The following is a 19,345-nucleotide window of genomic DNA, read 5'->3' as shown; positions in this document are numbered from 1 at the left end:
TTTATTTTTACTTACTTTATTTTATTCGCCCCGGGGGGGGGGGCGGTGTGGGGGGGGGGGCGGCCCCGGGCGCCGCCGCGCCGCCGCCCGGGGGGCGGGGCCGCCCCCCCCCCCCGGAGTGGAAGTCGTGTTCTGGCAGTCGGTCCAGAACAGCACGAACCCGGCGGACTTCGAGGCATATCTGCGCCGGTTCCCGAACGGGGTGTTCAGTGAGCTGGCGCAGAATCGACTGGGGACGTTGCGCGGTCCGCGTGCGGAGTTGCGCACCGGTCCGACATGCGCCGGCCAACCGGCGGAGGCGGCTTGCTGGCAGGAGATTTCCCTGCAGCCTGGGTGTTACGTCTGGAATCCGGGGCGCCAGCCGGGTTCGACTGCAACGTGGACGGGGGAATGTACAGGCGGCTTCACCCAGGGCATGGGCACGCTCACGTGGGCCTGGGACGGGAATCGGCAGACGATCACCGGGCGCTGGGTGAATGGGAAAGCGAACGGCCATGGAGTCTTGCGCCTCGCGGACGGCGGCGTCCAGGAAGGTCCCATGGTTGACGGCGAACCCAATGGCCGCTGGCTCCTCCGCTTCCCCGACGGGGGCGTCGAGGAGGGTCCGCTGGTTGACGGCGAGCGGAACGGCCACTGGGTCCTTCGCTCCGCCGATGGGGATGTCAGCGAGGGTCCCTTTGTCGACGGCGCACGCAACGGCCACTGGGTCGCCCGCTTCGCGGATGGGAACATCATGGAAGGCCCTTTCGTGAACGGCGTGGAGCACGGTCGTTGGACCTGGCGTAGCGCCGACGGCGACAGCGTCGCCGAAGTGCTCTTCGAGGATGGGGAAGAACGCGAAACGAATTTCCTCACGCTAGGCGGCGAAGATGTCCGCTGACGCTGGGTCTGATAAGTAGGCCTTCTGTCAACATGGACCTGAGCGTGCGCACACATGCCGCCGTGGTGAATTGGACGCCCCTGGGGGCGAACCCGGAGCGAACCCCGAGGGCGCGCGTTGTCACTGGCTCGCTGCGCCACACACCGCCGCTAGTCCAGGGAAGCTAGTGTGTCCCTTACACCTTGCCGCGCGCGGCCGACGGCTCGCAGAAACGCCCGATTTCCGCGGCGATTGTGGGCGGCAGGGCCGCAACGCCACGGAAGTTGCACTGTAGATTTGCTCTAGTGACACACCACCACTAGATGGCAAGACACACATGAAGAAAATAGTTCTCTTCGCAGATGGTACTGGTAACAGCTCAGCCAGCCCCCAAAAGACCAACGTCTGGCGCGCATACCAGGCGCTGGACCGCACGCCTGATAGCAACCAAGTCGCCTTTTACGACAACGGTGTCGGGACGTCATCATTCACGCCGTTCGCGATCCTCGGACTCGCATTCGGTTGGGGTGTAGCTCGAAACGTGAAACAGATTTACGGTTTTCTGTGCCGCACGTACGATCCCGGAGATGCGATCTATGCCTTCGGGTTCAGCCGCGGTGCTTTCACCATACGCATGGTCGTCGCGCTCATCGCTAACCAAGGAATCATTGACCGCACTCGAGTCTCCGACGAAAACGACCTCGACCGGTTAATTGCTGCGGCCTATCATCGGTTTAGGCGAGAGAACTTTACCCCGTCGTTCTTGTCCTTCTTCTTGAGGCCGGTCCGTGACTGGTTTCTTCACGTCTGTCACGGATTTCGAGGACTCCCGCCTTACAACAAATCCCTGAACATCATGTGTCCTTCCCTCGTGAAGTTCGTTGGCGTATGGGACACAGTCGATGCCTACGGTCTTCCGATTGATGAGCTTACTCGTGCGTGGGATATGGTTGTTTGGCCCCTAACTGCCAAGGATCGCAATCTATCCAATCGCGTCGAACACGCTCGCCACGCTTTGTCTCTTGACGAGCAGCGCGAGTCATTCGAACCGATGCTATGGAATGAACACAACCACTGCAGAGGCACCAAGGTTACGGACGCCCGTTTGGCTCAGGCCTGGTTTCCTGGTGTGCACGCCAATGTCGGAGGGGGCTATCCGGACGACGCACTGGCATTGGTCCCGCTTATGTGGATTGTAGATGAGAGTACGCATCACGGCTTGCAGTATCTGACCCACGAGTACAATTCCTTGAGAAACCAAGCCGCCACATATGCACCTGCGCACGACAGCAGGAGTGGCGACGGTGCCTTCTATCGCTATGCCCCTCGGAACATCGAACAGTTGAATGACGACAGCAAGCCCGGTCTTGCCAACTGGATAAAGGCTTACGTCAATGCCCTGTCGACTCCGCTCCGAGTAACTCCGATTGCCGACGTGCACGACAATTCGGTTAAGATTACAAAGCCATTGATTCACCACACCGTATTTGATCGCATTTTGAGAGATGGTAACGCCTACGCGCCCATAAACATTCCAGCCGATTACGACGTACTTACAGATGCCGGGAACATTGTCGAGGGCTCCAAAGCGGGGTACGAGACCGAGAAGCAAGCCGCCGACCGTAGGACCACGCAGTCCTGGCTGTGGAACAAGGTTTTGGTTCGCAAACTACTCTACTTGGCGACCCTTATTACGATGGTCACGTTTGCCGCTTGTCCTCTTCTGCCTGGCCGCGATGATGGCGACGGCTTGATCCCGTTCCTGGAAACTTGGGTCGGGACATTGGCGGTTGTAGTCTGCGCGATACCGGACACCGTTGGCAGAGTTCCCGGTCTAGGTTTCGTTGGAAGCTGGGCAGGGCGGTACAGCGAGTATCCGATTACGTTCGTTGGGTTCCTTACTCTCATCGGCATACTGCTACTGTGGAGCCGGAAGGTCCGTGACGCAATTCGAGCGGAGATGCGAGGCAATTGGAGCCACGCAGCAAAACCGACAGTGCCGGTTGACACAGCTGTGGGCTCCTTCCGCAGAACAGTGGCTGACTGGCGGGAGCGGTGGGGGAGTAGTGTCAGTAGATCGTCTCGCATCGGACTCGAAACGGTTGCAGTCTTTTTCCTGTTGTTTATGGTACTGGCGGCCTGCAGCCGACTGGTATTTACCGTAGCGGAAGGCCTTGGCGGCGTTTGCGGGCGACGCCCGGATGTCGCGGCCGAATTTGGCCAGCAGTTTACTTTTGTGCCGACGGAGCTCTGCTTCGACACCGGGTTAGCGGTGAAGGAAGGTGAAGAGTACGAGATCGATTTCCGGATCTCGACAGAATGGCGAGATCAGACGCTAAGGGCTGATGTTATAGGATGGACCAACCCGCCCCTGTACATGTACGGCTTTACGCCACTGCGACGATACTTGTTCGTAAACTGGTATGAACCGGTGGCCCGCGTCGGGGCGAGTCGATTTGACATATATCCTCTTGCGGTATACGGATCGGTTACTGGTAAAGAGAACGATAGGCTTATCGCTCGCATTGGGGCCCGTAGGTCCGGGAGACTGTATCTCTATTTGAACGACGCCGTGCTGTTTACGTGGGGTGCGTTCTATAGAAACAACAAGGGGACCGCGGCAGTTACGGTGCGGCACGTTGCGAGTGGGCAGTATGGGACCAACGGCAACGACCAAGCGAAGGGGGAGGTCGAGGTGACACTTCGGGGCTCGACTCGACCTGCCGGCGAGCCTCTTGGCTGCTGAAGGTCTGGCGTAAGTTCTGGCGGCCCGGTGTCGTCGCCCTGCTATTGGGCTCCGCACCAGGCCCGGTCGGCTGGAGACGACGATGACGAGAATTCGCAATCGCTTGGCGGCAACCGCAGGCGGGGCGGTGCTGGCGGTGGTGTCGTCGTCGGCCGCCGGCGCGCAGAAGACGCAGCGGACCGGCAGCGTCCAGGTGAAGCCCGACAACCGGTTCGGTCAGGTCGAGGTCCGAGTTGCATCTCGAGACGATTGGGGGGTGGTCGACGGGGCGACGGCAGGTGTCCGGCCCGGCGACCCGGTGCAGGTGGGCGACAACTGTGTGCTCTGTTTACGCTCGAGTGCGGACGGCTCCGTGGCGGCCTGAAGCCAGGACGCCGAGGGCAACGTGCCGGTGCGGCTGTTCCGGGAAACGTTGATCGTGCTGCTGGCGCTCGGCACGTGGTAGGGGAGGAGAACCGACAATGCAACCTGAGAAGCCAACCGTCGGTCTGTTGTTGATAGCGCTAGCCGCAACTCTGCTCATGTCGAGCGGGATGTCGGCCACGGCGGCGGCCGTGGCCGGACAGAATGCGCCCTCGGCGGTGGAGGCATCGCTGAGTCTGGATCGGCCAACGCGGCGAGTGATTCAGCAGGGGCTTCGTAACGAGGGATTCGACCCGGGCGCGCCGGATGGCCTGTTCGGCCCGCGGACTCGCGGTGCGATTCGGGATTGGCAGCAGGCGCAAGGAGCGATGTCGACGGGGTACCTGACTGGAGCGGAGGTTGAGCTTCTTCGAAGGGCCGCCGCACCGCCGTTGGAGGGTGCCTTGCCATCGGCACTGCCGCCTCAACGCGCCCAGACAGATGCTACGGAGGCAACCGGGAACGCCCAACTGCCGCCGGAGATCATGGCTGACCGCCATCTGGTGCGGGCGGAACGGCTTCTCGCCGCCGAGGAGCCCGAAGCCGCGCTCGAAGTGATGAACGAGGTCCTCGCTCTGGAAAGGGAGCACGGGCTCGCGTTGGCAAACGACTTTCGCTTCCGGTACGCGCAAATGGCCTTCGCCGCCGGCCGGACGGAGACGGCAATCGCGTCGTTGAACGAGTACCTGATAGCCGCTGGTACAGCGGGCGAATTCTATCGAGAGGCACTAGAGCTGCTCTCGGCACTGCCGACCCAACGCGCCCAGACCGGTGCTACGGAGGCAACCGGGAACGCCCAACTGCCGCCGGAGATCATGGCTGACCGCCATCTGGTGCGGGCGGAACGGCTTCTCGCCGCCGAGGAGCCCGAAGCCGCGCTCGAAGTGATGAACGAGGTCCTCGCTCTGGAAAGGGAGCACGGGCTCGCGTTGGCAAACGACTTTCGCTTCCGGTACGCGCAAATGGCCTTCGCCGCCGGCCGGACGGAGACGGCAATCGCGTCGTTGAACGAGTACCTGATAGCCGCTGGTACAGCGGGCGAATTCTATCGAGAGGCACTGGAGCTGCTCGATTCTGGAGAACTGAGGTTGTCTCGGGAGATCGCGGAACGCGAGCGGCTTGCCCGGTGGCCGCCAGGCAGCGTGTTCCGCGAGTGCGAGGTGTGCCCGGAGATGGTGGTGTTGCCGGGTGCCGGTGTGGCACTGGGACGCTTCGAGGTGACGGTAGGCGAGTATCGTGCGTTCGCGTCGGCGACGGGCGCCGGTGCGCGCTTCGGTCCAGGCGCCGGGTACTATTGCGCCGATGGGTGGCAGGATCCCTACTTTCCGCAGACGGATCGCCACCCCGTGACGTGCTTGAACTGGGACGAGGCGCAGCAGTATGTGTCGTGGCTGAGCCGACAGACGGGGGCACGGTATCGGTTGCCGACGGGTGCGGAGTGGGAAGCAGGGGTGGCGGATTCTCGGCCGGTGTGCTACGCGCGTTCGGAACGGCGTGGAACCTGCCCCGTGGATTCTTACCGTGCGAACTCGACGGGTCTATTCGGCATGCTCGGGAACGTGCGAGAGTGGATGGCGGACTGCGGGGACGACTGCGGCGAGCGTATGGTGCGCCCCTACGGCACCTGGTCCAGTGATGACGCCTCCGGCTTGCACGTGCGCACCCGGTTCGTCACCCGGCACCCGCAGTCGCGGTGGGCCATACATGGCTTTCGCGTCGCCAGAACACTACTGGACGGCATGTCCAGCCTGACGCAGGTCAATGTGGCCGCTCCCGGGTCTGCGGCCGAAGACGACCACGGCGATATCGGGAGCGCGGCAACGGAGGTCGAGTTGGGGTCGTACGTGCGCGGAAGGCTGGAAGGTCAGGACGACGTCGACGTTTTTCGATTCAACATCCGGAGGGCTGGCACGTTGACGGCTGAGACGAGTGGCCATGCGGACACGCTGGGACGTCTCACGGGCGATTGCAGCAACGAAAGCGAGGTCATCGACGACGATGGTGGAGAGATGTTCAATTTTCGGATTCGGCGCCGGGTGTCTCCTGGCGTCTGCTTCGTGCAGGTAGATAGCTTTCGGGGTGAAGGTCAGATCGACCGCTATACGCTGTACGTTTCTCTCGATCCCGGCCTTCGCCGTCGTCGTGGCGATGTGTTTCGGGACTGCGACGAGTGTCCGGAGATGGTAGTTCTCGCCGACGGCGACTTGGCCATGGGGCGGTACGAGGTGACGGTTGGGGAGTATCGGGCGTTCGTGTCGGCGACGGGGGGGCGTACGGTTCCGTACGCGGGGGGAATAGGGGCGGACGCTTGGCTCGATCCTCGCGTTTCCCAGACGGACCGCCATCCGGTGGACTCTGTGAGCTGGGACGAAGCGCAGGAGTACGTACAGTGGCTGAGTCTGCGGACGGGAGCGACGTATCGGTTGCCGAGCGAGGCAGAGTGGGTGCGGGCGGCTTCCGGTTCTGACCTCGGGTGCCACTATAGTCGGACAGGTCATCCGTCTAGAACGTGCCCCGTGGGTTCGTACGGCTCGAACCAAGCCGGCCTGTCGGACATGTTCGGGAACGTGTCGGAGTGGACGTCAACGTCCGATTGCCCGGAGCACTGCAACCGCCGTGTAATCCGTGGGGGTGAACACGGTCGGTTCATTCCCCCTGAGGTGCGTCATCTGCCGCGCGAGTCGGTCGGACCCGACTTTCATTCCGCCGGTTTTCGCGTGGCGAGGAGACTGGGTTCCTGAAGGCTCTTGATCGACGACAACCTCGTACTACGCGATTCGCGGTGCGCCAGCGCAATCTCGGCGAGCTGCGAAACCCGGGGCACACTCCGCCATCCGGACCCGGAAGGCGGACCGGAAACCGTGCAGCGATTCGGCTGGAACCAGTGATTTACTGGTGCTTGTTGACGGTCTTCGCAGTAGCGGCAAAAGGGGCAACCCTGCAAGCCGCGCACGTGATGCATGAAGCGCGAAACGAGAACCGGGACCAACACAGACAGGCCGGAACGCCGCTGGCCGGAACGGCCGGAACAGACAAGGAGACAGAGACGGGGAGACCGGAGAGACGTCGGATACACCGGTGGCGACCGCCACGGCGACGGCAACAGGGACGGCAACAGGGACGGCAACAGGGACGGCAACGGCAACAGCGACGGCAGGCAGGACGCCGGAAGCGGCGTCAGGTGCTGGACCCAGCGGTGAGTCGGCCAGTACCACTGGCCCGCGGATGATGGAGCCCGTGCTGGGTGTCGGCTTCACGTGGGGGAAAGACGACGTTGTCGACTTTTCAGTGGTCGACGACGAGTTGCAGGTCGTCAACGACAGCAGGCAGAGGTACGCGCTGAACCCAGGCGTGCGATTCCCCGTCGGGCGGTTGGACATCGTGGTCGCCGCGAACTTCGAGGGGAAGACGTCGAACGCCTTCGACGGAGTCATGTTGGGGCTCGCTTGGAGGGTCCAGGAGAAGCTGAGCGTCGGTGGAGGATATGCACTCCGTCTGGGCCAGGAGTTGGCGCCGGGTTTCGAACGCGACGCAGAGAGACTGGTCGGCGATCTGCTCGATGATCCAGCCCACAAAGAAGACTACGAACGATTTCGCTGCATAGCGGACGAGGACTGCGGTGGCGACCGCGACCGTCAGAAGGCGTACGACCGGTTTCCCTTGGTCGATCCGCGGACCATGAAAGACAATGCGTTCATCAAGGGCCCCCTGGCCCCAAGTACAAACACGAGTTTCTTCCTGGGGGTATTCATCCCGTTCAATATCGCTGCGCTCTTCCAGTGACGGTGCCGTGTCGCTCGGTCCGAACCGCTCAAAGCGACCCAGTGCAACTCGGACCTGCCCCGCGGACGTTCCTCTGTCAGATCGCGCTCAAGCGGGACTGGACCTCTCAACCGGAAAGATGCAACTGCATGTGTAACGTCCGGGACGGCAAGAACGCGCATTCCGCACCGGAGGATAGACCGCAACCGCCGTCGACGCCGCGTGCTCGTGACGGACCGCGACGGCGTCGTAGCCGAAATCGTGCCGCCACGCGCGGGGCCGAGTCGCATCCTCGCCGACGCGTTTTCTCGCCGACATGGTGCGCGAGGGCCTGCTGGCGCCGGCGGCGGCCCCCGGAGCCGAGCCGCCGCCGGCGCCGATCATGACGCTGAAACAACTGCTCGAGATGTTGGACGAGGTCTACATCGACGCCTCCGTAACCTTGGCGCACCTCTTTCTGGAGAATCGACGTCCACCTGCCGACTTCTGGGACAATACGCTCGCCGCCAGTCGCCTGATCGAGTACGAGGTCTGGACCATCCTGCATGCCCGGGCGTTCGCCGAATCCCACGGCGAGGCGGCCGCGGCGCTCCTCGGACGCATCGTCCTGCTGGAACTGTCGCCGTCCTCACGCGCGCGCTCGGTGCGTTTCCCGTACCGGTTCGCACCCTCGACGCGCTGCATCTGGCGTCGGCCGACTACCTGCGCCAGCACGGACAGACCGTCGAGCTCGCAACGTACGATCTCCGCATGTCGGACGCCGCCCGGACGATGGGTATTCCGATCCGCGGCCTGACCGCCTGATACGGGGCCGCCGCCAGACCATTCGGGCCTCTTCGACGTCCAAGTACCCAGAGCCCATGACCGCGACGGCAGCAACCGACGCCACCGACGAGCAGCTCGTGGCCCTCGCCGCGGGCGGGGACACGGGCGCATTCAACCAGTTGGTCGTTCGCTGGGAGCGGCCGATCTTCGCGCTCGCCTACCGCACCCTGGGGCGCGAGGAGGACGCGCGCGACGTTTGCCAGGAGGCGTTCCTGCGGGCGTTCCGGGCGATCGGCGGGTTCAAGGGGCAGGCGCGGTTCTCGTCGTGGCTCTACCGCATCGCGCTCAACCTGTGCCGGGACTGGATCCGGAAGGAGCGGCGCGTCAGGATGGTCCCGGCGTCGGACGACCTGCAGCAGGAACAGGCGCACTCCCTCGAGCCGGCCGAGGAGAGCGTGGAGGAGTTGATCGTGCGGCGCGACCTCGGGCGGGCGGTGGAGCGCGTGATGGCGACGCTCCCCGAGCCGCAGCGGACCGCCATCCTGTTGAAGGAGTACCACGGCCTGACGTTTCAGGAGATCGCCGACCTGCAGGGTTGTCCCCTGAGCACGGTCAAGACTCGCCTGTACCAGGGGCTCAGCGCGCTCCGCCGGCAGCTCCAGCGGAACGGGCTGGGCAGGGCCGCGTCGTTGCAGGAGCGGGGCGCGGTGTCCTATCCTCCCCCTGCAGGCGATTGAAGAGGGAAGCCAGTGTCTGACTGCCCGGAGAACGAAGCCCTGGTGGCCTATGTCTACGACGAGTGCGAACCCGCCGAGCGGGCGCACGTCGAGCGGCACCTGCAGGCGTGCGCGGCGTGCGCGGCGGAGCTGGACGGCTTCGCGGCGCTGCGCGGCACGCTGCGGGCATGGGCGCCGCCGGATGCGCGGCTCGGGTTCCGCGTCGTGGCGGAGGGCGACGCGGAGGCGGCCCGACCGAAGTCTGCCTCCTCCTGGTGGTCGGGGGGCGGGCTGCGCCCGGCATGGGGAGCCGCCCTCGCCGCGACGACGGTCCTGGTCGCGGGCGCCGCGCTCGCCAGCGTCGAGGTGCGCTACGGCGACGGCGGCTTCGTGTTTCGCATGGGCTGGTCGGAGCCGGGCGGCGGCGAGACGCAGCCGATGGATGGCGCGGTCCGGCCGCAGCCGGTGGCGGCGGCCGAAGAGACGCCGCCCTGGCGCGCCGAGCTGGCCGCTCTGGAGGCGGCGCTTCGCGAGGAGCTCCTGGCGCAGCGGACCGGCGCCGCTCCGGCCGTCGGGCGATCCCTGCCGGGCGGGGGCGGTGCGGCCCTTCCCGCCACTGACGATTGGCTGCGCGAGGTCCAGGTGCTGATGGCGGAGAGCGAGCGCCGGCAGCGGCAGGAGTTCGCGTCGGGACTGATGCGGCTGGCGCAGGAGGTCGACCTGCACCGGCAGGCGGACCAGTTGCGCATGCAGCAGGAGGTCGACAGTCTTGCCGACTACATGGTGCGCGTCGCCCAGCAGTAGCGGCGCGGGAATGCACGGGACAGGGACATGGGAATCGCAACGCTCGTCGTCGTCCTGACCGTCGCCGGCGCCGGATCCGCGACGGCGCAGGGCGCGGCGCCGGCGGGCGCGGAGCGGGCCGACGCCGACCCGCTGACCGCGCAGATTCAGGTCCTGGAGCACGTGCTGTCGCGGGCGGTCGCGCTGAGTGCGCGCGGCGTCGAGCAGCAGATGCCGCCCTGGACGCCGGGTCTCATGCTGTTCGCGGGGCCGGCCCAGGTGCGGGGGTTCCGCCTGGCCGGGTACGGCGTCTTCTTCGACGTCGAGTGCCCCGTGCTGCGGCAGAGCGTCCTCTGGTCCCTGGAGATGATGGACGCGGACCTGCGGAGGATTCGGAGGGCGCTTCAGGAGCTGCGCGTGTCGGGGGCGCTTCCTCCGGTGCTGCGCGAGCTCGACCCGAACGCCGGGCGGCGGGTCGTCTTCACGCCGGGCGGCGCCGCGGCCGCGCCGGATCGGCCGGGGCTCGCCGCTCCCGGCGACGCGCCCCCGCCGGGGGGAGCCAACGCGCCGGACGCGTCGGCGCCGGACCTGCACACGGTGTATCAGGAAGCGCTGCGGGAGATGCTCCTCGACGCGCTCCTGGGCTACGGCGGGCCGCTGGGCGCGCTGCTCGACGGGAACGACTGGCTGACGGTGATCGCACGCGACACGCGCGGCTTGCCGGGACGGGACACGACGGTGCGGGTCAGGGCGGGCGACGTGGCCGCGCTGCACGCCGGCCGCATGACGCTGGACGAGGTCCGGGCGCGGGTCGACGTCTCGTCCTTCTGAGCCGGGAGTCCGTGCCGTAGAACGGCGTGGACTTCTGCACTACAATTCCAGCATGTCCATGGTTCGCCGCCCGGCGCGCGCGGCGCTCGCGCTCGCGCTGTCCGCCGCCCTGTCCGGAAGCGCCTGCACCCCGCTCGACGTCCAGACCGCGCTGGACGTGACCGACCTGACGACCGGCTGGCTCGACGTCGGATTCGACGAGTTCGGCCGCAACAAGCTGGTGCCGACGGTTTCGTTCCGCCTCGAGAACGTATCGGAGCAACGCCTCCGGACGCTGCAGTTGAACGGCGTCTTCCGGCGCTGCATGGTTCTCTACGCGGGGCAGCCGGAGCCGGAGGAACCGGTCTCGCCGGCCGACGACGAGGCCGGGACCTGTCTGGGTGAGGATCAGGAATGGGGCAGCGCCCTGGTCCGCGCGGTGGGCCGTGAAGGGGTGGTGCCGGGCGACGGCCTCGGCCCGTTCACGATGGAGTCCAGCCTTGGCTATACCGGCGAGCAGTCGCTGGCCGAAATGCTCGGTCACCGGGATTTCGTCGACGTCAAGATCGAATTGTTCGTCAAGCACCGCGCCGAGCAGTGGGCCAAGCTGGGCGAGTTCCCGATCGATCGCCAACTGCTGACCCAGTGAGCGCTCCCGGCGCACCCGTGCCTTCCGCCACATCATCCCCGTCGCTCGTTCGGGGGCTCGGTGCGCTCGACGGCGCGTCGATCATCGTCTCGAACGTCATCGGCAGCGGCATCTTCCTGGTGCCGGCGCTCGTCGCCGTCTGGGTGCCCGACGTCTGGCTGATGCTCGGGGCGTGGCTGGCCGGCGGCGGGCTGGCCTTCGCCGGCGCCATGGCGTACGCCGAGCTGGCGACGCTGCGGCCGCGGGCCGGGGGCGAGTACGTCTATCTGCGGGAGGCGTTCGGGCCGGCCGCCGGGTTCCTCTCCGGGTGGACGTCGTTCATCGCGGGGTTCTCGGGCGCCATCGCCCTCGGGGCCGTCGGGATCGCGAGCTACCTCGGCCGGTTCCTGCCGGCGGCGGGCGATGCGACGCCGTTCGTGAGCATCCCGCTGGTGGTCGTCACGCTGTCGATCTCGCCGCGGACCGTTGTGGCCCTGACGGCGATCGCGGCCCTGACCGCGGTCCACGTGCTCGGCCTCGGCCCGGGCCGGATCGTGCAGAATCTGCTGGCGGGCGCGAAGGTCGCCGTGCTCGTCGTGCTCGTCGCTCTCGGCTTCACGATCGGCGACGGCTCGGTGGCGCACTTCGGCGCGCCGGGCGGGCCCGTGACACCCGCGCTCTGGCTCCTCGCGCTCGTTCCCATCATGTTCAGCTATTCCGGCTGGAACGCGGCCACGTACGTCGCGGAGGAGATCCGGGACCCGGGCCGCAACGTGCCGCTCGCGATAGCCGCCGGCACCGCGACGGTCGTCGTCGTCTACGTGCTGCTGAATCTCCTCTATGTCTACGCGATGCCGCTCGCCGATCTGGGCGCCGTCGACCTCGGCGCGGACCGTGCACCCATCCTCGATGCGGCGGGGGAGCGGCTGTTCGGGGCCGGCGTCGGTGCGGTCCTCGCCGCCGCGTCGGTGATCATGATCGCCGCGAGCGTCAGCGCCATGGTGCTGGCCGGGCCGCGGGTCTACTTCGCCATGGCCCGCGACGGACAGTTCTTCGCGGGCGCCGCGCGGGTGCATCCGAAGTACCGGACTCCCGTGGCCGCCATCGTCGCGCAGAGCATCTGGAGCGGTGTGCTCGTGCTGGCCGGCACTTTCGAGCAGTTGCTGCTCTACACCGGGTTCGCCGTGGTCACGTTCGCCGGCGCCGCCGTGGCCGCGCTGTTCGTCCTCCGGCGCCGCGAGCCTGCGGCCCCCCGTCCGTTCCGGGCCTGGGGCTATCCGCTGGCGCCCGGCATTTTCGTCGCCGCCTGCGCCGCCATGGTCGTGAACGAGATCTGGCGCGAGCCGGCCGCGGCGGGCGCCGGCGTGCTGCTCATCGCGGCAGGCCTGCCGCTGTATCTGCTGTTCCGCCGCCGCGCGGCAGCCGGGGAGGACGGCGGATGACGGCGACGTCTGCGGGATTCCGGAGCACGACGGTCCTGGCCGTCCGCCGGGAGGACAAGGCGGTGATGGCGAGCGACGGCCAGGTCACGCTCGGCACGACGGTGGTCAAGCAGACCGCGCGCAAGATCCGGCGGCTCTACCACGACCGCGTGCTGGCCGGGTTCGCCGGCTCGGCCGCCGATTCGTTCGCGCTCTTCTCGCGCTTCGACGCCAAGCTGGAGCAGCACCGCGGCAACCTGGAGCGCGCGGTGGTGGAGCTGGCCAAGGACTGGCGCACCGACCGGGCCCTGCGGCGCCTCGACGCGATGCTCGTCGTGGCCGACGTCAAGGCGACGTTTCTGCTCTCGGGCACCGGCGATCTCATCGAGCCGGACGACGGGATCGTGGCGATCGGCTCCGGCGGTCCCTACGCCATGGCCGCCGCCAAGGCGCTGGCGCGGCGCACCGAGCTCGACCCGCGCACGATTGCCGACGAGGCGATGCGCATCGCCGCCGACATTTGCATTTATTCGAATGCCAATGTCACCATCGAGGAACTCTAGTCGTGCCCATCTACCTGCCCGAGACAGCCGCTTCCTCGGTCGGAACCCTCACGCCGCGCGAGATCGTGGCCGAGCTCGACCGGCACGTCGTCGGACAGCACCAGGCCAAGCGCGCGGTGGCGATCGCGCTTCGCAACCGGATGCGGCGGCAGAAGCTGCCCCCCGAGCTCGCCGAAGAGGTCGCGCCCAAGAACATCCTCATGATCGGGCCGACCGGCGTCGGCAAGACCGAGGTCGCCCGCCGGCTCGCGCGACTCGCCCAGTCGCCGTTCATCAAGGTGGAGGCGTCGAAGTTCACCGAGGTGGGCTACGTGGGACGCGACGTGGAGTCGATGGTCCGCGACCTGGTGGAGCTGGCCGTCACGATGGTGCGCGACGAGCGGATCGTCGAGGTGCGGGACAAGGCGCGGGCCAACGCCGAGGAACGTCTGCTCGATCTGCTGGTGCCGCCGATGCGGCCGGCGCCGGTCGTGCCGGCTTCTCCGGCCGGCCCGGACTCGTCGGTCGATCCCCGGGCGTTGCGGGAGGCGGCGGGACGCACCCGCGAGAAGCTGCGGGACCAGCTCCGCGCGGGCGGCCTCGACGCGCGCGTGGTGGAGCTGGAGGTTCGCGAGTCGTCGTTTCCGTCCTTCGAGGTCATCGCCGGATCGTCGATCGAGGAGATCGACGTCAAGATGAAGGACATGCTGCCGGGCCTGTTTCAGGGGCGCAGCCGGAAGCGCCGGATGAAGGTGCCGGAAGCGGCCGAGCACCTCGCCCGCGAGGAGGAGCAGAAGCTCGTCGACATGGAGAGCGTCGGCCGCGCGGCGATAGAGCGCGTGGAGCAGGCGGGGATCATCTTCGTCGACGAGATCGACAAGATCGCCGGCAGCGACGGGAGGCAGGGCGGCCCGGACGTGAGCCGCGAGGGCGTACAGCGCGACATCCTGCCGATCGTGGAGGGGACGACCGTCAACACGAAGCACGGGATGGCGAGAACCGACCACATCCTGTTCATCGCGGCCGGCGCCTTCCACGTGGCCAAGCCGTCCGACCTGATCCCGGAGCTCCAGGGCCGGTTCCCCATTCGCGTGGAGCTCGAGGCGCTGGGGACGGATGACTTCGTGCGCATCCTGACCGAGCCGCAGGGCGCCCTCGTGACGCAGTACCGGGCGTTGCTCGGCACGGAAGGCATCGACCTGCATTTCGACGAAGGGGCGGTGCGGCGGATCGCGGAGATCGCCAGTCTCGTCAACGACCGGAGCGAGAACATCGGGGCGCGCCGCCTGCACACCGTCATGGAGAAGCTGCTCGACGAGATCTCGTTCGACGCGCCCGATCTGGGGGAGACGCGCGTCGTCATCGACGCAGAGTACGTCGATCGCATGCTGTCGGAGATCGTCGAGGACGAGGATCTCTCCCGCTACATTCTGTGACTCGTTTCCGGGCGGCACTCGGGTTCGTCGCCGTACTGATGCTCGGGGGGCTGCTGGTGGCCTGCGGGGCACGGGGCGCTCCGCGCCCGCCGCTGATCATCCTGCCGGACACGATCTCCGCCCCCGAAGCGACCCGCCTGGGCGACCGCGTCTACCTGGAGTTCGATGCGCCGGACAGCGACTCCGACGGCACGACGCCGGGCGACATCGAGTGGATCGAGGTCTACGCGCTGACCACGCAGCCGACCGAGCTGGGGCTGCGCGAGGAATTCTCGGAAGACTGGCTCGATGTCGCGACGCTGATCGCCGTTCTGCCGGTGCGCCTTCCCGACGATGCGTTCTCCGTTGAACCGGCGGACGCTTCTTCCGAGCCCGAGCCCACGCTCGCCGACATGCTCGACGATGTCCAGAACCGCGACGCGGCTACCGGTCCGGTGGCGTTCTTCGAGGTGGTCCAGGGGGAGGCGGTGACCGTGGTCGAGCGCTTGACGCCCGAGACGCTCGTACCGGTGACCGTGGGTGATCCGGACGAGGACGACGAGGACGACGAGGACGACGAGACGGAGAAGGTCCCCCCGATGCCGCTGGTCTCTCCCCCGGCGCCGGAGCCTCCGATTCGTTCCTACGTCGCGTTCGCGGTATCGTCGCGGAACCGGCCGGGCGAACCGTCCGATCTGGTCGATGTGCCGCTCGTCGTCCCGCCGCTGCCCCCGGGGCCGGCCGCGGTGTCGTACGACGCCGGGCAGATCGAGATCGTCTGGCAGGAGCCGCCCACGTTCCGGTTGCCGGTGCAGGCGGAGGAGGTCGAGTCGCCGATTCTCGAGTCGACCCCGGTCGTGGAGGGGCCGGAACCGTCGGCATACGTGGTGTACGACGTGGCGGCATCCGGAGATCCCGACGTCGAGCGCCCGCAACGGCTCGCCGATCCCGATTCCGAAGCGTCCTATACCGACGCCGATCCGACTTTCCCGGAGACCCGCTGCTACGCGGTGCGCGTCCTCGACTACGTCCCCTCGAGGCGTCTGCAGAACGAGTCGCCGGAGGACGGATTGCAACTGCTCGGCGACGCATCGCCGGCGACCTGCGCCGTTCTGACCGACACGTTTCCGCCCGCGGCCCCCACCGGCCTCATCGCGGTGGTCGACACGAACGGCATCAGCCTCGTCTGGGACGACAACGGCGAGGGCGACCTCGCCGGCTACGTGGTCTTGCGCGGAACGCCGCCAGATGCGACACTCCAACCGCTCACGGTCGAGCCGCTCGTCGAGACGGCGTTCCAGGATACCGACGTCACGGCGGGCGGGCGCTACGTCTACCGGGTGCTGGCGCTCGATACCGCGGTCCCGCCGAACGCGAGTCCGCCTTCGGAGCCGGTGACGGAGACAGCCCGTTAGATGACGGCCGCAAGGTGATTCATGACACGCGTATATCGCATCGAGATCGACGGGCGGGCGCAGCTCGTGATCGAGCGGGACGGCGCCTGGCGCCGGCTCGACGGCGACCTGTTCGGAGAGCATCGGCCCGGTGACGCCGTCGAACCTGCCGGCCTGCGGGTGCTGCCGCCGGTGACGCCGTCGAAGATCGTCGCGGTCGGTCTCAACTACCGGGACCACGCGAAGGAGATGGGCAAGGCGCTGCCGAAAGAGCCGCTCATCTTTCTGAAGCCGCCGTCCGCCGTGATCGGGCCGGGATCGTCGATCGTGATTCCTCCGGGCGCGGGCCGCGTGGACTACGAGGCGGAGGTCGGCATCGTCATCGGGCGTACGGCGCGCAACGTGCGGGCCGCCGAGGCGCGCGACTACGTGCTGGGGCTGACGTGCGTCAACGACGTGACGGATCGGGACCTGCAGAAGCGGGACGTGCAGTACACGCGGGCGAAGGGCTTCGACACGTTCGCGCCGGTCGGCCCGGCCATCGCCGTCGGGCTGGACTGGACGGGGCTGGCCGTCGGCTCGACGGTCAACGGCGACACGCGGCAGGCGTCGAGCACGCGGGAGATGATCTTCCCGCCGGAGCGCGTGGTGGAGTTCGTGAGCCACGTGATGACGCTGCTGCCGGGCGACGTCATCGCGACGGGGACCCCGCCCGGGGTCGGGCCCCTCGCGCCGGGCGATCGGGTGGCGATTACCGTGGAGGGCATCGGCGAGCTCGTCAACGACGTGGTGGCCGGCTGAAGCGCGGAGCCGATCCGCATGCAGGAGAACCGCTCGTGAAGATCTTCGTGGACAGCGCGAACCCCGAGACCGTCGAGGCCCTGGTCCCGTTGCACATCGTCGACGGCGTGACCACCAACCCGTCGCTGCTGGCGAAGGAGCCGGGCGATCCGCACGAGACCCTCGCGCGGATCTGCCGGGCCGTCGGTGGACCGGTGAGCGCCGAGGTGGTCGCGACGGACGCGGACGGGATGATCGGCGAGGGACGCCGGCTCGCCGCCATCGACGAGCACATCGTGGTCAAGGTGCCGTTCGGCAAGGCCGGCGTCCAGGCGTGCGCGGCGCTCTCCGGCGAGGGAATCCGCGTCAACGTGACGCTGGTCTTCTCGCCCGCGCAGGCGCTGCTGGCGGCCAAGGTCGGCGCGGCGTTCGTCAGCCCGTTCGTCGGCCGCATCGAGGACATCGCGACCGACGGCATGGACCTGGTCGGCCGCATCGTCGAGATCTACGAGAACTACGAGTTCGAGACCGAGGTCCTCGTGGCGAGCGTGCGCGGCCCGGCCCACGTGGTCGAGGCGGCCCGCATGGGCGCGGACGTCTGCACCTGCCCCCCGAAGGTCATCGACATGCTGTTCAATCACCCGCTCACCGACATCGGCTTGGCGAAGTTCCTGGCCGACTGGGACAAGGCGCAGGCCGTCAGGGCCTAGCGGGGCCGGCGCCGCGCTCCTCGAACCGACGGACTCACGGCATGGACAGACTGGACACGCTGGCGGACTACGAGCGTCGTGCGGAAGCGGGCGGCGGCGAGGCCCGGCAACGGCGGCAGCACGATGCGGGCAAGCTGACCGCCCGCGAGCGGATCGACCTCTTCTTCGATCCCGGCACGTTCCGCGAGGTCGACAAGCTGGTTACCCACCGCTGCCGCGACTTCGGCATGGAGACGCAGCTCGTGCCGGGCGACGGCGTGGTGGCCGGCCACGGCGAGGTCGAGGGGCGCCTCGTCTACGCGTTCGCGCAGGACTTCACGGTGTTCGGCGGGTCGCTGTCGGAAACGAACGCCGCGAAGATCGTCAAGATAATGGATCTGGCGATGAAGAACGGCGCGCCGGTGGTCGGCCTCAACGACTCGGGCGGCGCCCGGATCCAGGAGGGGGTCGCTTCGCTGGCCGGCTACGCCGACATCTTCCTGCGGAACACGCTCGCCTCCGGCGTCATCCCGCAGCTCTCGGCCATCATGGGGCCGTGCGCCGGGGGAGCGGTCTATTCCCCGGCTATCACCGACTTCACGGTGATGGTCGAGGGGACCAGCTACATGTTCGTGACCGGGCCGGACGTGATTCGCACCGTCACCCACGAGGAGGTGACCAAGGACGAGCTCGGCGGGGCGATGACGCACAACGCGAAGAGCGGCGCCGCCCACTTCGCGGTCCCGACCGACAAGGACTGCCTGGCGCTGCTGCGCACGCTGCTCGGCTACCTGCCCTCCAACAATCTCGACGATCCGCCGCGCGTCGAGACGGCCGACCCGGCCGACCGGGAGGATCCGCAGCTCGACACCCTCGTGCCCGAGTCCCCGAACCAGCCCTACGACATGCTGGACCTGATTCGGGCGGTCGGCGACGACGGCGAGTTCCTGGAGGTTCACCGGCACTTCGCACCGAACATCGTGGTCGGCTTCGCGCGGTTCGGGGGGCAGCCGGTCGGCGTGGTGGCGAACCAGCCGGCGCACCTCGCGGGGGCGCTCGACATCGACGCCTCGATCAAGGGCGCCCGGTTCGTCCGCTTCTGCGATGCGTTCAATCTGCCGCTGGTGACGTTCGAGGACGTGCCGGGTTTCCTCCCGGGGACCGTGCAGGAGTACGGCGGCATCATCAAGCACGGGGCGAAGCTGCTCTACGCGTTCGCCGAGGCGACCGTTCCGAAGGTGACGGTGGTCGCCCGCAAGGCCTACGGGGGCGCCTACTGCGTGATGGCGAGCAAGCACATCCGGACCGACGTCAACCTGGCCTGGCCGACCGCGGAGGTCGCGGTCATGGGACCCGAGGGAGCGGTGAACATCCTCTACAAGCGGGAGCTGGACGCGGCAGAGGATCCCGACGCGCTACGCGCGTCGAAGGTGCGGGAGTTCCGCGACAAGCTGGCCAACCCGTTCGTCGCCGCCGGCCGCGGTTTCCTCGACGAGGTCATCGCGCCGCGCACGACCCGCCCGCGCATCGTCGCGGCCCTGCGCAGCCTCGACGGCAAGCGGGACCGGAACCCCCCGAAGAAGCACGGCAACATCCCGCTGTGACCCGCGCGCCGGCGTGCCCGGATCGTACC

At 67.4% G+C, this 19,345-nt stretch carries 15 protein-coding genes and 1 pseudogene; all 16 read left to right on the top strand.

Features of this window, described 5'->3' with window-relative positions; all coding sequences use genetic code 11:
• Window positions 1-118: 118 nt before the first annotated feature.
• The 16 genes and pseudogenes from F4X11_22360 to F4X11_22285 all read left to right on the top strand — a co-directional run bounded on the left by F4X11_22360 (window position 119) and on the right by F4X11_22285 (window position 19,316).
• On the top strand, window positions 119-880 hold the full coding sequence (locus F4X11_22360; GenBank protein MYN67737.1) for a hypothetical protein: 762 nt from the start codon (window positions 119-121) through the stop codon (window positions 878-880).
• A gap of 316 nt (window positions 881-1,196) precedes the next feature.
• A complete protein-coding gene (locus F4X11_22355) occupies window positions 1,197-3,605 on the top strand; it encodes a DUF2235 domain-containing protein (GenBank protein MYN67736.1) in 2,409 nt (802 codons plus the stop codon).
• Window positions 3,606-3,687: 82 nt separating this feature from the next.
• A complete protein-coding gene (locus tag F4X11_22350; protein ID MYN67735.1) occupies window positions 3,688-3,969 on the top strand; it encodes a hypothetical protein in 282 nt (93 codons plus the stop codon).
• 97 nt (window positions 3,970-4,066) lie between these two features.
• Entirely contained in the window at window positions 4,067-6,748 is a 2,682-nt protein-coding gene (locus F4X11_22345) for an SUMF1/EgtB/PvdO family nonheme iron enzyme (GenBank protein ID MYN67734.1), read from the top strand.
• A 337-nt stretch (window positions 6,749-7,085) separates the two neighbouring features.
• Complete coding sequence (locus F4X11_22340; protein ID MYN67733.1) at window positions 7,086-7,790, top strand: hypothetical protein; 705 nt, start codon at window positions 7,086-7,088, stop codon at window positions 7,788-7,790.
• Window positions 7,791-8,314: 524 nt separating this feature from the next.
• On the top strand, window positions 8,315-9,271 hold the full coding sequence (locus F4X11_22335) for an RNA polymerase sigma factor (GenBank protein MYN67732.1): 957 nt from the start codon (window positions 8,315-8,317) through the stop codon (window positions 9,269-9,271).
• Between the two features lie 39 nt (window positions 9,272-9,310).
• Window positions 9,311-9,421 (top strand): annotated as a pseudogene (locus F4X11_22330) (hypothetical protein).
• 660 nt (window positions 9,422-10,081) lie between these two features.
• Complete coding sequence (locus F4X11_22325; GenBank protein ID MYN67731.1) at window positions 10,082-10,864, top strand: hypothetical protein; 783 nt, start codon at window positions 10,082-10,084, stop codon at window positions 10,862-10,864.
• A gap of 52 nt (window positions 10,865-10,916) precedes the next feature.
• Complete coding sequence (locus F4X11_22320; protein ID MYN67730.1) at window positions 10,917-11,492, top strand: hypothetical protein; 576 nt, start codon at window positions 10,917-10,919, stop codon at window positions 11,490-11,492.
• A complete protein-coding gene (locus tag F4X11_22315) occupies window positions 11,414-12,913 on the top strand; it encodes an amino acid permease (GenBank protein MYN67729.1) in 1,500 nt (499 codons plus the stop codon). The genes F4X11_22320 and F4X11_22315 overlap by 79 nt, the downstream gene beginning before the upstream one ends.
• Window positions 12,910-13,455, top strand: a complete 546-nt coding sequence (gene hslV, locus F4X11_22310; protein ID MYN67728.1) for an ATP-dependent protease subunit HslV — start codon at window positions 12,910-12,912, stop codon at window positions 13,453-13,455. Before F4X11_22315 ends, hslV begins: the two co-directional genes overlap by 4 nt.
• A 2-nt stretch (window positions 13,456-13,457) precedes the next feature.
• On the top strand, window positions 13,458-14,870 hold the full coding sequence (gene hslU, locus F4X11_22305; protein ID MYN67727.1) for an ATP-dependent protease ATPase subunit HslU: 1,413 nt from the start codon (window positions 13,458-13,460) through the stop codon (window positions 14,868-14,870).
• Window positions 14,867-16,264, top strand: a complete 1,398-nt coding sequence (locus tag F4X11_22300; GenBank protein MYN67726.1) for a fibronectin type III domain-containing protein — start codon at window positions 14,867-14,869, stop codon at window positions 16,262-16,264. The genes hslU and F4X11_22300 overlap by 4 nt, the downstream gene beginning before the upstream one ends.
• Window positions 16,265-16,285: 21 nt before the next feature.
• Entirely contained in the window at window positions 16,286-17,044 is a 759-nt protein-coding gene (locus tag F4X11_22295) for a fumarylacetoacetate hydrolase family protein (GenBank protein MYN67725.1), read from the top strand.
• Window positions 17,045-17,079: 35 nt separating this feature from the next.
• The gene (fsa, locus tag F4X11_22290; GenBank protein MYN67724.1) at window positions 17,080-17,733 is read left to right on the top strand and encodes a fructose-6-phosphate aldolase; all 654 of its coding nucleotides are present in this window, start codon (window positions 17,080-17,082) and stop codon (window positions 17,731-17,733) included.
• A gap of 41 nt (window positions 17,734-17,774) precedes the next feature.
• On the top strand, window positions 17,775-19,316 hold the full coding sequence (locus F4X11_22285; protein ID MYN67723.1) for a methylmalonyl-CoA carboxyltransferase: 1,542 nt from the start codon (window positions 17,775-17,777) through the stop codon (window positions 19,314-19,316).
• The last annotated feature ends 29 nt before the right edge of the window (window positions 19,317-19,345 follow it).

The sequence above is a fragment of the Acidobacteriota bacterium genome (genome assembly GCA_009861545.1).
GTDB lineage: Bacteria > Acidobacteriota > Vicinamibacteria > Vicinamibacterales > UBA8438 > WTFV01.
This window is presented reverse-complemented; position numbering and strand designations above follow the sequence as displayed.

Coding starts and splice junctions, on each gene's coding strand:
- F4X11_22355 (MYN67736.1), top strand. CDS start 1,197: ATGAAGAAAATAGTTCTCTTCGCAGATGGTACTGGTAACAGCTCAGCC.
- F4X11_22350 (MYN67735.1), top strand. CDS start 3,688: ATGACGAGAATTCGCAATCGCTTGGCGGCAACCGCAGGCGGGGCGGTG.
- F4X11_22345 (MYN67734.1), top strand. CDS start 4,067: ATGCAACCTGAGAAGCCAACCGTCGGTCTGTTGTTGATAGCGCTAGCC.
- F4X11_22335 (MYN67732.1), top strand. CDS start 8,315: ATGCCCGGGCGTTCGCCGAATCCCACGGCGAGGCGGCCGCGGCGCTCC.
- F4X11_22325 (MYN67731.1), top strand. CDS start 10,082: ATGGGAATCGCAACGCTCGTCGTCGTCCTGACCGTCGCCGGCGCCGGA.
- F4X11_22320 (MYN67730.1), top strand. CDS start 10,917: ATGTCCATGGTTCGCCGCCCGGCGCGCGCGGCGCTCGCGCTCGCGCTG.
- hslV (MYN67728.1), top strand. CDS start 12,910: ATGACGGCGACGTCTGCGGGATTCCGGAGCACGACGGTCCTGGCCGTC.
- F4X11_22295 (MYN67725.1), top strand. CDS start 16,286: ATGACACGCGTATATCGCATCGAGATCGACGGGCGGGCGCAGCTCGTG.
- F4X11_22285 (MYN67723.1), top strand. CDS start 17,775: ATGGACAGACTGGACACGCTGGCGGACTACGAGCGTCGTGCGGAAGCG.